This is a genomic window from Breoghania sp. L-A4 (genome assembly GCF_003432385.1).
Classification (GTDB): Bacteria; Pseudomonadota; Alphaproteobacteria; order Rhizobiales; family Stappiaceae; genus Breoghania.
The window spans coordinates 26,777-41,287 of the sequence record NZ_CP031841.1; the positions used below are offsets into that span (position 1 = coordinate 26,777).

Annotated in this window: 15 protein-coding genes and 3 pseudogenes; 14 read left to right on the forward strand and 4 right to left on the reverse strand. The window is 66.5% G+C overall.

The window, feature by feature from the left end; translation table 11 throughout:
- Positions 1–35 precede the first annotated feature (35 nt).
- Positions 36–797, forward strand: coding sequence for a DUF2125 domain-containing protein (locus tag D1F64_RS00145; RefSeq protein WP_117410753.1), 762 nt, complete (start codon positions 36–38; stop codon positions 795–797).
- A pseudogene (locus tag D1F64_RS24980) lies at positions 686–1,051 on the forward strand (DUF2125 domain-containing protein); the annotation flags it as partial. The gene D1F64_RS00145 and the pseudogene D1F64_RS24980, both read left to right, overlap by 112 nt.
- Positions 1,052–1,072: 21 nt before the next feature.
- On the opposite strand, the gene D1F64_RS00155 reads toward D1F64_RS24980, so the two are convergent.
- Positions 1,073–1,534: a GNAT family N-acetyltransferase gene (locus D1F64_RS00155; protein WP_117410755.1), complete on the reverse strand. Its 462-nt coding sequence runs from the start codon at positions 1,532–1,534 to the stop codon at positions 1,073–1,075.
- A gap of 252 nt (positions 1,535–1,786) precedes the next feature.
- On the opposite strand from D1F64_RS00155, the gene D1F64_RS00160 reads away from it, so the two are divergent.
- Together D1F64_RS00160 and D1F64_RS00165 are read left to right on the forward strand one after the other, a co-directional pair.
- On the forward strand, positions 1,787–2,680 hold the full coding sequence (locus tag D1F64_RS00160) for a CoA ester lyase (protein WP_117414313.1): 894 nt from the start codon (positions 1,787–1,789) through the stop codon (positions 2,678–2,680).
- Positions 2,681–2,697: 17 nt separating this feature from the next.
- Positions 2,698–2,904 (forward strand): DUF1737 domain-containing protein, encoded by a 207-nt coding sequence (locus D1F64_RS00165; RefSeq protein WP_117410756.1) that lies wholly within the window; start codon positions 2,698–2,700, stop codon positions 2,902–2,904.
- A 22-nt stretch (positions 2,905–2,926) separates the two neighbouring features.
- Here D1F64_RS00165 and D1F64_RS00170 read toward each other — a convergent pair whose 3' ends face one another.
- Positions 2,927–4,105, reverse strand: coding sequence for a GTP-binding protein (locus D1F64_RS00170; protein WP_117410757.1), 1,179 nt, complete (start codon positions 4,103–4,105; stop codon positions 2,927–2,929).
- Positions 4,106–4,144: 39 nt separating this feature from the next.
- Complete coding sequence (locus D1F64_RS00175) at positions 4,145–5,560, reverse strand: D-alanyl-D-alanine carboxypeptidase family protein (RefSeq protein WP_162901207.1); 1,416 nt, start codon at positions 5,558–5,560, stop codon at positions 4,145–4,147.
- Positions 5,561–6,113: 553 nt separating this feature from the next.
- Between D1F64_RS00175 and D1F64_RS00180 the strand changes: the two genes are divergently transcribed.
- From D1F64_RS00180 to D1F64_RS00195, 4 genes are read left to right on the forward strand one after another with little or no spacing between them, the layout of a single operon-like run.
- Positions 6,114–7,055, forward strand: a complete 942-nt coding sequence (locus D1F64_RS00180; RefSeq protein WP_205470590.1) for an urease accessory protein UreD — start codon at positions 6,114–6,116, stop codon at positions 7,053–7,055.
- A 22-nt stretch (positions 7,056–7,077) separates the two neighbouring features.
- On the forward strand, positions 7,078–7,380 hold the full coding sequence (locus tag D1F64_RS00185) for an urease subunit gamma (RefSeq protein ID WP_117410759.1): 303 nt from the start codon (positions 7,078–7,080) through the stop codon (positions 7,378–7,380).
- Between the two features lie 19 nt (positions 7,381–7,399).
- Complete coding sequence (locus D1F64_RS00190; protein WP_117410760.1) at positions 7,400–7,999, forward strand: HupE/UreJ family protein; 600 nt, start codon at positions 7,400–7,402, stop codon at positions 7,997–7,999.
- Positions 8,000–8,012: 13 nt separating this feature from the next.
- Complete coding sequence (locus D1F64_RS00195; RefSeq protein WP_117410761.1) at positions 8,013–8,318, forward strand: urease subunit beta; 306 nt, start codon at positions 8,013–8,015, stop codon at positions 8,316–8,318.
- Between the two features lie 148 nt (positions 8,319–8,466).
- On the opposite strand, the gene D1F64_RS00200 is transcribed toward D1F64_RS00195, so the two are convergent.
- Positions 8,467–9,096: a hypothetical protein gene (locus D1F64_RS00200; protein WP_162901208.1), complete on the reverse strand. Its 630-nt coding sequence runs from the start codon at positions 9,094–9,096 to the stop codon at positions 8,467–8,469.
- Positions 9,097–9,517: 421 nt separating this feature from the next.
- Here D1F64_RS00200 and ureC point away from each other — a divergent pair, with 421 nt between their 5' ends.
- The 6 genes and pseudogenes from ureC to D1F64_RS00230 all read left to right on the forward strand — a co-directional run bounded on the left by ureC (position 9,518) and on the right by D1F64_RS00230 (position 14,223).
- Complete coding sequence (gene ureC, locus D1F64_RS00205; RefSeq protein WP_117410763.1) at positions 9,518–11,230, forward strand: urease subunit alpha; 1,713 nt, start codon at positions 9,518–9,520, stop codon at positions 11,228–11,230.
- Between the two features lie 11 nt (positions 11,231–11,241).
- Complete coding sequence (locus D1F64_RS00210; protein WP_117410764.1) at positions 11,242–11,766, forward strand: hypothetical protein; 525 nt, start codon at positions 11,242–11,244, stop codon at positions 11,764–11,766.
- Positions 11,763–12,242 (forward strand): annotated as a pseudogene (locus D1F64_RS00215) (urease accessory protein UreE); the annotation flags it as partial. The gene D1F64_RS00210 and the pseudogene D1F64_RS00215, both read left to right, overlap by 4 nt.
- Before the next feature lie 159 nt (positions 12,243–12,401).
- Positions 12,402–12,998: pseudogene (locus D1F64_RS00220) on the forward strand (urease accessory UreF family protein); the annotation flags it as partial.
- Entirely contained in the window at positions 12,995–13,618 is a 624-nt protein-coding gene (gene ureG / locus D1F64_RS00225) for an urease accessory protein UreG (RefSeq protein ID WP_117410765.1), read from the forward strand. The pseudogene D1F64_RS00220 and the gene ureG, both read left to right, overlap by 4 nt.
- Before the next feature lie 242 nt (positions 13,619–13,860).
- The gene (locus D1F64_RS00230; protein WP_346432283.1) at positions 13,861–14,223 is read left to right on the forward strand and encodes a DUF1761 domain-containing protein; all 363 of its coding nucleotides are present in this window, start codon (positions 13,861–13,863) and stop codon (positions 14,221–14,223) included.
- Positions 14,224–14,511 lie beyond the last annotated feature (288 nt).

The window sequence follows — 14,511 nt, forward strand, 5'->3', positions numbered from 1 at the left end:
TTGCGCGCTCGACACAGACAAAGCCTGGATGAAACATGAAACGCCGGTTCCTTGTTCTCGCGGCCCTGGTTGTCCTGGCCGCCGTCGGCTGGTCGGGCTTCTGGTGGTTCGCCGCCGACCGTGTGGCGCTGTTTCTCGATGACCGCATCGAGCAGGCGCGCGGCGGAGACATCGCGATTTCCTGCCCCGGACGCCAAATCGAAGGCTGGCCGTTCCGCATGGAAGTCAGCTGCCCCAGGCTTGGCCTGACCAACGCCAATGGTCGGATTGAATCCGGGCCTGTGCGCGCGGTCGCGCTGGCCTACGATCCGCGCCATGTGATCCTGGAGGCGGATGGCCCGATCGATCTTCGCGACAGCGTCTCCGGAATAGGGCTTTCCGCACGCTGGGCGACCGCGCGCGCCAGCCTGCGCATGCGCGAAGGGCGGCTCGCGGCCGCAGCCGTCTCAACGCAGACACCCACCGCGACACTGTCCGGCCTGCCCCTTGATAACGGCGGCTCGCAGCGGCTTGCCGCACGTCAGATGGAAGTCCATATGCGTCACAGCCCACGTGACACGGCACCGGATGGCGCGGATCTCGCGCTGACCATCGACGGGCTGGCGCTGGAGGGCGCGCTGGTGACCGACTCTCCGCTCGACGGCGCGCTTCTGCTGCATGTTCGCGACGCGGCCTCCCTGCTGGGGGCGACATGGACCGCTTCATCGGCGAAATGCGCGCCGGCGGCCGGCCGGTCGCCGTGGAGGCGGCGCAACTCTCGCTCGGCAGCACCCGGCTCTCGGCGCGCGGCTCACTGACACTGGACACCGCGGGCACGCTCTCGGGAGAGCTCGACGTCACGGTCGTCGAGCCGGAGGGGCTGGCGCGCCTGCTGGCGCCGCTGTTCCCGCGCGACTCCACCCTGCCGACGTCGTTTCAGGGCGTGATGGACGGCTTTGGAAGCACAACCACCGTCGACGGCCACCCGGCGCTGGAAGCCAGGATTCTGGTCACCAAGGGCCAGATGCGCATCGGGCTCGTGCCGTTCGCGCAGATCCCGCCGCTTCCGTGAGCGGATCGCGACGGTCGGCGTTCAGACGTCCGCCAGCCGATCGATCCGGATAATGTAGCTGTTCCAGCCGGCCGGTTCCGCCAGATGTTCGAAGAACGCGGCCGCCATCTCGTCGCGCGCGGGTACGAGCCAGCGCAGATGCGCCCAGCCGCGATGCTCCCCTTCCGTCACCAGCGCCTCGACCATGCGGCGGCCGATGCCCGTCCTGCGCTTGTCCTGGATGACGAAGATATCGTCGATCTGCCCGGCCCGCAGTCCGGAAATCGCCAGCGGCAGGTCAAAGAACGTCGCGAAGCCCACCAGCTTGCCGTCCACAATCGCGCCGATCAGCTCCGCCGTCTTGTCCTTCAGCAGGGTTTCCGCGTAATAGTCGTCCGGCCTGCGCGGCGCGCCGCGCTTGCGTTCCTGTGCGTAGGCCGCGATCAACGGCGCCAATTGATGCGCCGCCTCGGGGCCAAGAGCCTTGATTTCCATCGTTGCCATGCTCGCTCCGCCATGTCGAAGGGGAGCGCGATCCGCTCCTTGTCACGTCAAGCATTCTTGAATTCGCAGCCGCGATCAAGAAGCCAGATCAAATCGGCTGCAATTCCCTTGTGCGTCGCCATGCCAGGCGGCGATCGCCCTGGCACACGGCCTGATCCCCAAAGCCGGCCAAAACGCTCTGGCGTGCGGCGCAGCATCCGCATACTCTCGGGCGCGACACGCCGATCCCGCATGGTTCAGGAACCGATCCCGATGACGACAGCGATCCGCCCGCGCCGCAGCGCCCTCTACATGCCCGGCTCCAACGCCCGCGCCCTCGACAAGGCCCGCGGGCTCGACGCCGACGTGCTGATTCTCGATCTCGAGGACGCGGTGGCGCCGGACGCCAAGGACATCGCGCGCGCGCAGATCGTCGACGCCGTCACGCAAGGCGGCTACGGCCCGCGCGAGGTGATCATCCGCATCAACGGGCTCGACACACCATGGGGCGAGGCGGATCTCAAGGCGGCGGTGAGCGCCAAGCCGGACGGCATCCTGATCCCGAAAGTCTCCTCGCCCGCCGACGTGCAGCGCGCGGCCGCCCCGCTCAATGCCCTGGACGCCCCGGAAAGCCTGAAGCTCTGGGCGATGATGGAGACGCCGCTGGCCATGCTCAACGCCGGCGCCATCGCCGCGGCTGCCCAGGATCCCGCCATGCGGCTTTCGTGCTTCGTCATGGGCACCAATGATCTGGCCAAGGAAACCGGCGCGCGGCTGATCCCGGGCCGGCTGCCGATGGTGCCGTGGCTGATGAGCTGCATCGCCGCCGCCAAAGCCTATGGGCTGGACGTGCTCGACGGCGTCTACAATGATTTTTCCGATCTCGACGGGCTGAGCGCGGAGTGCGAGCAGGGCCGCGACATGGGCATGGACGGCAAGACGCTGATCCATCCCAAGCAGCTCGACCCCTGCAACCGTGCCTTCAGCGCATCGCAGGAGGAGCTTGAGGCCGCGAAGGCCATCATCGCCGCCTTCGAACTGGAAGAGAACGCCGGCAAGGGCGCGATCAACCTCGGCGGGCGCATGGTGGAACGCATGCACGCCGACATCGCGAAGCGCCAGGTCGCCATCGCCGACGCGGTCGCCGCCCGCGCCGCCAATCAGTAACAGGACGAAACCGCACCATGCGACTCTACCGCTTCATCACCGGACCCGACGATTCCAGCTTCTGTCACCGGGTCACCCAGGCGCTCAACAACGGCTGGCAGCTTTCCGGCTCCCCGTCGCTGAGTTTCGACGCGGTGCGCGGCCTGACGGTCTGCGGCCAGGCGGTCATCAAGGAGGTGCCGGGCACCGACTACGCGCCCGACATGAAGCTCGGCGACTACTGAATCCGCCGGGCTGCTTTCCGGGCTACTTGAACGTTCCGGAAAAACCCGTGATGGCGAGCGGATTGTGCGTCATCGCGGCGGCATCGGGCGTGTCGGTGGCAATATGGCCGGAAAAGCTGTCGAACAGCGACTTCACGAAGCCTTCCGGCAGGTCGCGGGTGATGAACACCAGCCGTGAGCGGTGATCGTCATCCGGCCAGCGCTCCAGCGTCGCCGGCGGATGAAACACATGCTGCACGCCGTGGATGACCACCGGCCGCTCCGGATCCTCGGCGATCTGCACGATGCCCTTGACCCGCAGCAGCTTCGGGCCGTGCGCCGAGCGCAGCAGATCGAGGAACATCTCCAGCCCGGCCACGGAAATCGGCCGTTCCGCCGTTAACGTGAAGGCGCGAATATGCTCGTCGTGCCGGTTCACGTCATGCGCATGGTCATGGCCGTGGTCGTGAGTATGCTCATGCGCGTGGTGTCCGTGGTGCGCCGGGTCGCGATAGGCTTCGTCGCGCAGCCAGCCGGCCACATCGGCGATTTTCGTCTCCGGATCATAGAGGCCGCAATTGAGCAAAGCCGCGGCGGTGACCTCCCCTTCGGCGGCATTCAGAACGATGGCGCCAGGGTTGAGCGCGGCGATCCGGCCGCGCAACGACCGCAGCGCATCTTTTTGCGTGTCGGTTTCGACCAGATCCGTCTTGGTCAGCACGATCCGGTCGGCCACCGCCAGTTGCTTGACCGCTTCCTCATGCGCGTCCAGCGTTGCCGCGCCATTGATGGCGTCCACCGTGGTGATCACCCCGTCGAGGCGGTAGCGCATCAGCAGATAGGGGTGCAGCATCACCGTGTGCAGCACGGGCGCGGGATCCGCCAGACCGGTCGTCTCGATGACAACCCGTTTGAGCGCCTTGATGCGGCCGTTGTCGATCCGCCGCAGCAGATCCTCCAGCGTATTGACCAGATCGCCGCGAATGGTGCAGCACAGGCAGCCCGACGACAGCTCGATCACGCCCTCGTCCGCCTGCGCCACCAGCAGGTGATCCAGCCCGACATCGCCGAACTCGTTGACGATCACGGCGGTGTCCGCGAGCGCCGGATCGCACAGCAGCCGGTTGAGCAGGGTGGTCTTGCCCGACCCCAGAAAGCCGGTCAGCACGCTCAGCGGAATCGGCGCCGGAGGACGGCGCGCGCTCTTCTTGGCATCAGGCATGAAACTCACCGTCTTGACGGAGGGAGGCGCGAGCGGCGGCTAGCGCAGGGGCGCGGGGCGAACCAGCGGCGTTCGCGTGCCGTCGGCCGCCAGCGGCGGCAGAACGACGATGGCGCCGGGCTTGGGCGCATAGGCCACGGGCGTATCCACCGTCGGCGCCTTGGCGACCACACCCGGTTTGCGCACCGGCAACGGATGGCTTTCCGCCGTGTCCGCCTCATCGACGAGTTCACCGGTGGCGATCGAGGCATAGCGCGGCGCGCGGGCATCCTTCGGCACGCCAAGCTCCACCGCAACCGGGGCATAGGTGCGAATCTGCTTGCCAAGCAACGAATCCATCACCTTGGCCCAATCGATCTTGCCGTTGGATTTCTTCGGCGTCTTTGCCGGTTCCCTGGACGTCGTCGCCTGCGGCAGAAGGCGGGCGTTCTTCGCGCTGATGGCGTAGCCGATCGCCACACCGGGAGGCATGTTGTCTTCGGTACTCGCCAGCGCCGACGCGCCACCGGCGTAGCGGGCCATCAGATCGTCCACGTCCGGCTTGCTCGCGCGCTTGCAATAGCCCGAAGGCGGCGGCGCCTTGGCGACAGCCGGCCGGCGCAGATCCGACAGCGATTCCCCGCCTCCAAACAGCCCCGGGCGATCGTCGAACCCCTTCTCGATGAGGGCCCGTGCCGCGGCCGCCCGTTCCAGACCCGACGCGGCGCCGAGAACGACGGCGACCACCGTGCGTCCGCCACGCTTGGCCGAAACCGCGACATTGTAGCCGGAATCGCAGATGAAGCCGGTTTTCAGCCCGTTGGCACCGCGCACCCGCAAAAGGAACTCACGATTGGCGGACTTCAGCGTGCGTTTGCCGAAGCGGATGCCGGCATGGTCGTAATAGTCGCGGTACTGCGGGAAATCGGCCCACAAGGCGCGGATCAGCAGCGCCATGTCGTAGGCCGACACGATCTGGCTGTCGTCGGGCAGCCCGTGAGGATTGTTGAAACGACTGTCGCGCATGCCCAGCCGCGCGGCCTGCGCGTTCATCAGCTTCGAGAACCCGCTCTTGGAGCCGCCGACGGTCTCCGCCAGCGCCACCGCCACGTCGTTGGCCGATTTCACCAGCACCATCTTCAGCGCATTGTCGACGGTCATCTTGGTGCCGGGCTTGAAGCCCATCTTGCTGGCCGGCTCCGCGGAAGCTGCGGCCGACATGACGACCGGCGAGGTCAGGTCTATGCGCTTGGCGCGCAGCGCGTCGAAGGTGACATAGGCCGTCATCAGCTTGGTCAGCGACGCCGGATGCCACTTCTGAAACGCGTTGTGCTGCTCGATGACACGGCCGCTTTCCTGCTCGAACACCAGCCACGAGGCGATTTCGGCGCGCGCCGGCAGGCCCCAAAGCAGGGCGAGACTCAGCGACGCCGCCGCGATCCGGACCACTCGCCCCAGACGCCGGGGCTGCTGCATGATGTTTGACGCGGTTGATTGTCGAGAACGCCTGAATAAGGCCACGCGCGGTATCCCAAGCTTGAATGCGAAAACAGAAAAACTCGTCCGGGCCGGCGGCGGCATTCGGGCCGGCACCCTCCCGAAACATGGATCGCGGCAGCAACCCGGCAACGCGCCCCGTCGGCATTCGGCTACGCCCGATTGCGGCTCACCGTGCAAGGAATAGCCGAAACCGGGGGTGTGTTGCAAAAAATTTCTGTGTGAATGCGGCCGGACGCGCTGCGGCGCGGTCGATGCGCGCGGCGGACAGAGGCTTCAAAATGAGGCGCTGGAACCCTCGAAATGCTGCATATTTTTTGTGCAATTGCCCTGAATTCGCGCCACCGATATCGACATTCCTGGCAATTCCGCGGACAGAATAGGCTATCAGACACGGGATGCCCGCCTCTTGGCCCTTGGATTGCTACAGGCAGCACAAGGGATCCTCATGACGGGATCGCCGGGATGGTCTCGCGGTTCAGCGCAATACCGTGTGGCCTGTCCGGCGTGCGCCTGTGAGGTCTGTTCTCAGGTGCCAGCATTCATCAAGTCCGGCACCGTCAATTCGGTCATCGTGTCCATGCTTCTTTCCGTCGCTCCGAAGCTCATTGAAAAGTCTGAGGAAAGCGCGCGCGCCCAAGCGCCTTCCTCGGCGTGCCCGGTGGCGCCCGCGCGGCTCCAGCGCGCCCTTGGCACGGCACGCGTCTCCTTCAAGCTGCGCGACGGCGATACCGTGCTGGACGGACTGGGTCAGAGCGGCTGCACGAAAATCCGGCTGCCGCGCTCGCGCGATGAGAACCCGGTGGCGGTGCTGCTGAACACCGCGGGCGGCATCACCGGCGGCGACAGGCTGGACTACAGCGCGCGCTGGGCGTCCGGCACCCGCGCCACCGTCACCAGCCAGACCGCGGAGCGGATCTATCGCCGCTTCGAGGGCGTCGGGGAGGTCAGCAACACGCTGCATGTCCGCGACGGCGCCTCGGCCGAATGGCTGCCGCAGGAAACCATCGTCTTCGACCGGTCCGGCTTGAACCGAACGTTCACCGCGCATCTGGAAGGTTCCGCCCGGCTTCTGGCGCTGGAAACCGTGGTGCTCGGCCGCAAGGCCATGGGCGAGACCGTGACAACGCTCAGTTTCCGCGACCGCTGGCGGGTCTATCGCGACGGCCGGTTGTGCTTTGCCGACGACACCCGGCTCATCGGCGATGCGGAAGACATTCTCTCAGGCCCCGCGACGGGCAATGGCGCGACCTGCTTCGCGATGCTGGCCGAATTCGGCCCGCAGGCCATGGAGCGGCTTGAGACGGCGCGCGAAATACTCGCCGATTGCACCAACGAGGCTGGCGCCAGCGCCTGGAACGGCATGCTGCTCATCCGTTTCATCGCCAGCGACAGCCAGCGGCTGCGCGGCGACCTGATACATTTTCTGGAACGCTACCGCGCGGCACCCTTGCCGCGCGTGTGGCACTGCTGATCACCCGCGACCCGGAGTCCCCATGAATCTCACGCCCAGGGAAAAAGACAAGCTGCTCATCGCCATGGCCGCGATGGTCGCCCGCCGCCGCCTGGAGCGCGGCGTCAAGCTGAACTATCCCGAAGCCATCGCCCTGATTTCCGATTTCGTCACCGAAGGCGCGCGCGACGGCGAGACCGTGGCCGCCCTGATGGAGAAGGGCGCCCATGTCATCACCCGCGAACAGGTGATGGAGGGCGTCGCAGAAATGATCCACGACGTGCAGGTCGAGGCCACCTTTCCCGACGGCACCAAGCTCGTGACCGTGCACGAACCCATTCGCTGACCCTCCCGGAGAAGATCCAATGACCTTCAGAAAGACTCTTCGCCTCGCCGTTCCCGCAACCCTCGCCGCCCTGCCGGCGCTTGCCGCGACCCCCGCGCTCGCTCATCCGGGCCTGCACGAGGGCTCGACCCTGCTGTCCGGCCTGATGCATCCGCTCGGCGGCGCCGATCACGTGCTCGCCATGGTGGCGGTCGGCGTCTGGTCGGCGCTCTCAGGCGGCCGCAACCGCCTTGTCTGGCCCGCCGTCTTCGTCGCCGCCATGCTTGGCGGCTTCACCCTGAGCGCCTCCGGCATCGCCGTGCCGCTGGTCGAGCCGGGTATTCTAGCCTCCGTCGTCATCCTCGGCCTGCTCATCGCCATGACGCCGAAGGTGCCGACGGCGCTGGGCGCCGGCATCGTCGGGTTCTTTGCGCTGTTCCATGGCGCCGCGCACGGGCTGGAAGCGCCCGCAGGCGGCCTTGGCCCCTATGCGCTAGGCTTCGCCGCTGCCACCGCCTCCCTGCATCTGGCCGGTCTCGGCTTCGGCATGCTGGCGAATGAACGCGCGGGCCGCCGGGCGCTTCGCATCGGCGGCGCGTTCACGGCTGTGGCAGGCGTCGCCCTGACCATCGGCGCGTGAGCGGGAGAGAACCATGATCCCCGGAGAACTGTTCCCCGCAGACGGCGAGATCGAGCTCAACGCCGGCCTCAAGCCCCTGACGCTGGAGGTCGCCAACACCGGCGACCGTCCGGTGCAGGTCGGCAGCCACTATCATTTCGCCGAAACCAACGGAGCGCTGTCCTTCGACCGCGCAGCGGCGAAGGGTTACCGGCTGGATATCCCCGCCGGCACCGCCGTGCGCTTCGAGCCCGGCCAGACCCGTTCGGTGACCCTGGTGCCCTACCGCGGCGGCCGCACGGTCTACGGCTTCAATCAGAAGGTGATGGGGCCGCTCTGACCGAACAGCCGGAAACCGGCGGGTAGTCGTTCATGAACCGACCAATCAGGCGATGATCATGCAGGGATCTGCAGCGCCACGAGGCAACCGGCACAAAAAAGGCGCCGGCCGAAGCCGGCGCCAATTTAATATGACCGACGATGTCGGCTTATCGCACGTAGACCGTCAGCGAACCATCGGCCCCGGTGCGCGCGGCAACCACATTGTCCGAACGCACGCCCGCCGCGGACAGCTTGTTGGCGACTTCGCCGTTCGCCTCGATCGAGCTGCGGAGCTTGCCGATGGCGTCCTGATTGTCGCGCACGGCATTGTCGATGGCCTTCGCGGACGATTCCGTGGCCGAGTCGACGCGGACCACGGTCACCTTGCTGGCATCGGTGATCGTGCTGATGTCAGCGGCGGCCTTGTTGTTGGACCGGATCGAGGAGACAACCTCGCCCTGGTTATTGGCGTTGCCGCCGGCGCTGCCGGTCATCTTGAGTCCGGACGTGGCTCCGGCCGCGGTGTCCAGGCCGCGTGCCTTGGCGCCGGCCTTCGTACCGGCCGCGGTGTCGAGGCCCTGCGCCTTGCGGCCGCCAGACGCCTTCGCGCCGATGCCGACCTTGGCGCCAGCGCCGACCTTGTGGCCACCGCCGTTCAATTTCATGCCGCCATGAGCTTTCGCGCCGGCTGCAGCGCCGGGACGGACCTTGAGGTCCGAAGAACCGGCAAGCGCCGGTGCCACAACAAAGGACGTCGCCATCAGAGCAGCTGTCAGAATTTTGGTTGTACGGAACATCAATTCACTCCCTTTGCACTAATGCGTGCGTGCCGGCTCTATGCAGGCTGCACTGGGGAAACGGCCGCGCGTTGCGATGGTTTCATTCGTGCTCAAGGTCATTTCGGGGGTTTTTCATGACCGGAAAGTGTCCGCAATTTGAAGGCCTGCCCAATCGCACAGATCCGCCGCTCCGGCGCGCGAACATGCAGCGGAAACCCGACGTCTGCGGAGAACGCGGTCATCACGATCACGCGATACGTGCGCCTCGCCTTCGGTCCTCGGGCTGCACGCCGCAACCGTCAGGGAACCTCTCCCGGAACCAATGGTGATCGAGGACTGTCCTCCCCGCCACCGCACTAGAGTGATGAATGAGCTGACCGCTGGTCTTGAAAACCGAACAGCGGCGTGACTTGCGCCCAGCGCCGATCAGGAGAATTCGATGCCCTACAAGATGCCCCGCGCCGCCTATGCGGACATGTTCGGCCCCACGGTGGGCGACCGCGTGCGGCTTGCCGACACCGACCTGATCATCGAGGTGGAGCGCGATCTCACCACCTACGGCGAGGAGGTGAAATTCGGCGGCGGCAAGGTGATCCGCGACGGCATGGGCCAGAGCCAGGTGACGCGCGCAGGCGCCGCGGTCGACACCGTGATTACCAACGCGCTGATCGTCGACCACTGGGGCATCATCAAGGCCGACGTCGGGCTGAAGGACGGCCGCATCCACGCCATCGGCAAGGCCGGAAACCCGGACGTGCAGCCCGACGTGGACATCGTCATCGGCCCGGGCACGGAAGCGATCGCGGGCGAGGGCAAGATCCTCACCGCGGGCTTCATCGACAGCCACATTCATTTCATCTGTCCGCAGCAGATCGACGAGGCGATCGCCTCGGGCGTCACCACCATGCTGGGCGGCGGCACCGGGCCGGCGACGGGCACCAACGCCACCACCTGCACGCCCGGCTCGTGGCATCTCGCGCGCATGCTGCAGGCGGCTGAGGCCTTTCCGATGAACCTGGGCTTCGCCGGCAAGGGCAACGCGGCGCTGCCCGCCGCGCTCGAGGAACAGATCCTGGGCGGCGCCATGGCGCTGAAGCTGCACGAGGACTGGGGCACCACGCCGGCCGCGATCGACTGCTGCCTGTCGGTGGCCGATGCCTATGATATCCAGGTGATGATCCACACCGACACGCTCAACGAATCCGGCTTCGTCGAGAACACGGTCAACGCCTTCAAGGGCCGCACGATTCATGCCTTCCACACAGAAGGCGCGGGCGGCGGTCACGCCCCGGACATCATCAAGGTCTGTGGCTATTCAAACGTCATCCCCAGTTCGACCAACCCGACCCGGCCCTACACGAAGAACACGCTCGACGAGCATCTCGACATGCTGATGGTCTGCCACCATCTGGATGCGTCGATCCCCGAGGACGTGGCCTTTGCAGAAAGCCGCATCCGCAAGGAAACCATCGCCGCGGAAGATATTCTGCACGACATCGGCGCCTTCTCGATCATCGCGTCCGACAGCCAGGCCATGGGCCGCGTCGGCGAGGTGATCATCCGCACGATGCAGACCGCGCACAAGATGAAGATGCAGCGGGGCCGGCTGGCGCAGGAGACCGGCGAGAACGACAACTTCCGCGTCAAGCGCTACATGTCGAAGATCACCATCAACCCGGCCATCGCGCATGGGATCGACTCGCATGTGGGTTCGGTGGAAGTGGGCAAGCTGGCCGATCTGGTGCTGTGGGATCCGAAGTTCTTCGGCGTGAAGCCGGACATGGTGCTGAAGCTCGGTACCATCGCCTCGGCGCTGATGGGCGATCCCAACGCCTCGATCCCGACGCCGCAGCCGGTGCACTACCGGCCGATGTTCGGCGCCTTCGGCAAGTCGCTGACCCGCTCCGCCGTGACCTTCGTCTCCCAGGCCGCCTATGACGCCCATCTCGGCGACGCGCTGGAACTTGGCAAGACGCTGCTGCCGGTGAAGAACACCCGCTCAGGCATCTCCAAGGCCTCGATGATCCACAACGACGCCACGCCGGAGATCGAGGTGGATCCCGAGACCTACGAGGTGCGCTGCGACGGCGAGCTGATCACCTGCGAGCCGGCCGACGTGCTGCCGATGGCGCAACGCTACTTCCTGTTCTAAAATCGCGGGCCATGAGCACACTGGAAGACGAACTCACCATCGAAGTGGGCGGCGAGCCGCAGGGCGGCTGCCCGTGCTGCGATCCGTTTGCCGCAGCCCCGCAAGGCTATGTGCTGCGCAATGGCGAACCTTTGGCGGTCTATTATTCCGACGGCCGCATCCCGGGTCCGCTGTCGGCGGCCGAGGTGACCATATCGATGGGCCGCTGGCATGAGACCAGCACGGCGGCCGACCGGCGCACCGCGTCCTTTCGCCTGACCCGGGCCGGCAACAAGACGGTGGCCACCGGTCTCAATGCCAACGACTCACGCTGGGCGGTTCTGGCGACGCTCGGACCCATGTTGACGCGCGCGGAACTGGCCGCTGATCCCAAGGTCGAGGTGTTCCGCCGGGTGGCGCTGGCGATCGCGGCGCGCGACCCGCGCATCATCGAGGCCCTGCAGCCCCGCGACAATGAAACCGCGCGGCTGACACCCCGAAAGACCGGCGGACCGTTCACCGCCCGGCCCGCCTCGCTTCAGGACACCGCCAAATGATCCGCGCCACACGCGTGCTGCCGGCTGGCTCCTGGTCGGACCCCGCCGATCGCGTCGAACTCGACTTCGACGACCGCCACCGCCGCCGCATGGCGATGACCGGAGAGGCGGGCACCGCCTTCCTGCTGGACCTGCCCAAGGCCGTGACCTTGCGCGGCGGCGACGGGCTTGAGCTGGAGGACGGCCGTGTCATAGAGGTCGTTTCGGCGCCGGAATCGCTCGTCGAGATCGAGGCCGACGACATGGGGCATCTGGTAAAGATCGCCTGGCACCTGGGCAACCGGCATCTGCCCACGCAATTGATGGGCCGGAACCTGCGCATCCGCCGCGACCACGTCATCGAGGACATGGTGGAAAAACTCGGCGGACGCATCGCGGTGATCTCCGCGCCGTTTGATCCCGAAGGCGGCGCCTACGGCCACGGCTCGGTGCAGGGGCACGATCACCCGCATGACCCCGGCCACGGGCACGGCCATTCCCACACGCGTGACGACCATCACCACGGTCACCCCATGACTGAACCCGCCGCGCTCTACCGGCTGCTCGCCTGGCTGTCGCCGTCGTTCCCGGTCGGCGCCTTCAGCTACAGCCATGGGCTGGAATGGGCGGTCGAGGACGGAACCGTCACCAATGCCGCGACGCTGCAATGCTGGCTCGAGGACGTGCTGCGGCACGGCTCCGGCCGCTCCGACGCGATCCTGCTCGCCCGCGCGCATGAAGCCTTTTCGGACGATGACTTGAGACTCTGCGCCGAAATTGCCGAGCTGGCCGCCGCCCTGCAGCCCTCGCGGGAACGCCATCTGGAGGCCACCGCCCAGGGCTCAGCCTTTCTCGCGACGATCGAGGCGGCCTGGCCGATGCAAGATGCTGCGATGGCGGAACGGCTCGCGGCCCTGATGCCGCCGCCCACCCCGCTCCATCATCCGATCGGGACCTGGACCCATGCCGTCGCGGTCGGGATTCTCGCCGCCGGCCACGGCATCGAGCGTGCCGCGACGATCCATGCCTATCTGAACGCCTTCACGTCCAATCTGGTCTCCGCCGCCATCCGCGCCGTGCCGCTGGGGCAGAGCGACGGCCAGCGGGTGATCGCCGCGCTCGAACCGCTGATCACCGAGGTCACGCGCGAGGCGCTCACCGCACCGCTCGACGACATCGGCTCCGCGACATTCCGCGCGGACATCGCCTCCCAGCGCCACGAAACCCAGTACACGAGGTTGTTTCGCTCATGAGTTCCCCCAACGGCCCCCTGCGTGTCGGAATCGGCGGCCCCGTTGGCGCGGGAAAGACCACGCTGACCGAGCGCCTGTGCAAGGCGATGCGCGACGACTTCTCGCTTGCGGTCATCACCAACGACATCTACACCCGCGAGGACGCGGAAGCGCTGATGCGGTCCCAGGCACTGCCCAGCGAGCGCATCCGCGGCGTGGAGACCGGCGGCTGCCCGCACACGGCGATCCGCGAGGACGCCTCGATCAACCTCGCGGCCATCGCCGATCTCAATGCGGCCTTTCCCGATCTGGACCTGATCCTGATCGAATCCGGCGGCGACAATCTCGCCGCCACCTTCTCACCCGAACTCGCCGATCTGACGATCTACGTGATCGATGTGGCGGCGGGCGAGGAAATCCCACGAAAAGGCGGCCCCGGCATCACCCGATCCGATCTCCTGGTGATCAACAAGACCGATCTGGCCCCGCATGTCGGCGCGGATCTCTCCGTGATGGACCGGGACGCCAGGAAAATGCGCGGCGCGCGTCCCTTCGTCTTCGCCAACATGAAGAAGGACGAGGGCATCGCCGAGATCATCGACTTCGTGCGGCGCCAAGGCGGGCTGGCGACCGCGGCATGAGGGGAGGCGCGCACTTTTGCGTCAACCAGACTGCCGGCAAAGCCGGGAAATCTCTCCTTCATCATGGTCGGCCCTGTGCCGACGATCCACAAGTCCTTGAAACCATGGATCCTCGGCACAGGGCCGAGGATGATGATCGAGGGGGGGTGAGCTTTGTCGCCACGCGCGTCAACGGCGGCTTTTAAGATGACTCCGACGCCGCGGCGAGCCTAAAATTCCACGCATCGTCTCGGGAGGGAACCATGCTGGACTCGGTCAATTGGATCGCGATTCTTGCCGCCACCATCGCCGCCTTCGTCTTCGGCGGCGCGTATTACGGCGTCCTCGGCAAGCAATGGATGGCCGCCGCCGGGCTGACGACGGAGGACACGAAGCCGACACCGATGCTCTTCGTGCTCGCGTTCCTGTGCCAGCTGGTGATGGCCTTCGTGCTGGCCGGAGTCATCTTTCACGCCGATGGCTATACGCTCGCCAACGGATTGACCGCCGGCGGGCTGATCTGGCTCGGCTTCGTGGCAACCACCCAGATCGTCAACCACCGCTACCAGGGCGCGCCGTGGTCGCTGACGATGATCGATTGCGGACACTGGCTCGGGCGCTGCTGATCCAGGGCGCGGTGATCGGCTGGTTGGGGGTGTGAAGGGCACACCATCAGGGGCGCGAATGTGTCGCGCAGATCGCCACCGTTCGCATCGCACCCGACCCCACCGTGTCATGCCAATCTTCCGGGACACAACACGAAGGCGGGCATCCAGTAACCACAGGCCTCCCGGCCCGTGCGCCAAGGCCGACCACACGGGTTGCTGAATCCCCGGTCAGGTCTGCGGCCTCCCGAGGATGACACCGCGGAGGACCAAGAATGATCAGCGGACACCGCCTGACACAACCAGTGC

Bases quoted from the DNA above. Each gene is read 5' to 3' on its own strand.
- D1F64_RS00145 (WP_117410753.1), top strand. From the start codon at position 36: ATGAAACGCCGGTTCCTTGTTCTCGCGGCCCTGGTTGTCCTGGCCGCC.
- D1F64_RS00155 (WP_117410755.1), bottom strand. From the start codon at position 1,534: ATGGCAACGATGGAAATCAAGGCTCTTGGCCCCGAGGCGGCGCATCAA.
- D1F64_RS00160 (WP_117414313.1), top strand. From the start codon at position 1,787: ATGACGACAGCGATCCGCCCGCGCCGCAGCGCCCTCTACATGCCCGGC.
- D1F64_RS00165 (WP_117410756.1), top strand. From the start codon at position 2,698: ATGCGACTCTACCGCTTCATCACCGGACCCGACGATTCCAGCTTCTGT.
- D1F64_RS00170 (WP_117410757.1), bottom strand. From the start codon at position 4,105: ATGCCTGATGCCAAGAAGAGCGCGCGCCGTCCTCCGGCGCCGATTCCG.
- D1F64_RS00175 (WP_162901207.1), bottom strand. From the start codon at position 5,560: ATGCAGCAGCCCCGGCGTCTGGGGCGAGTGGTCCGGATCGCGGCGGCG.
- D1F64_RS00185 (WP_117410759.1), top strand. From the start codon at position 7,078: ATGAATCTCACGCCCAGGGAAAAAGACAAGCTGCTCATCGCCATGGCC.
- D1F64_RS00190 (WP_117410760.1), top strand. From the start codon at position 7,400: ATGACCTTCAGAAAGACTCTTCGCCTCGCCGTTCCCGCAACCCTCGCC.
- D1F64_RS00195 (WP_117410761.1), top strand. From the start codon at position 8,013: ATGATCCCCGGAGAACTGTTCCCCGCAGACGGCGAGATCGAGCTCAAC.
- D1F64_RS00200 (WP_162901208.1), bottom strand. From the start codon at position 9,096: ATGTTCCGTACAACCAAAATTCTGACAGCTGCTCTGATGGCGACGTCC.
- ureC (WP_117410763.1), top strand. From the start codon at position 9,518: ATGCCCTACAAGATGCCCCGCGCCGCCTATGCGGACATGTTCGGCCCC.
- D1F64_RS00210 (WP_117410764.1), top strand. From the start codon at position 11,242: ATGAGCACACTGGAAGACGAACTCACCATCGAAGTGGGCGGCGAGCCG.
- ureG (WP_117410765.1), top strand. From the start codon at position 12,995: ATGAGTTCCCCCAACGGCCCCCTGCGTGTCGGAATCGGCGGCCCCGTT.
- D1F64_RS00230 (WP_346432283.1), top strand. From the start codon at position 13,861: ATGCTGGACTCGGTCAATTGGATCGCGATTCTTGCCGCCACCATCGCC.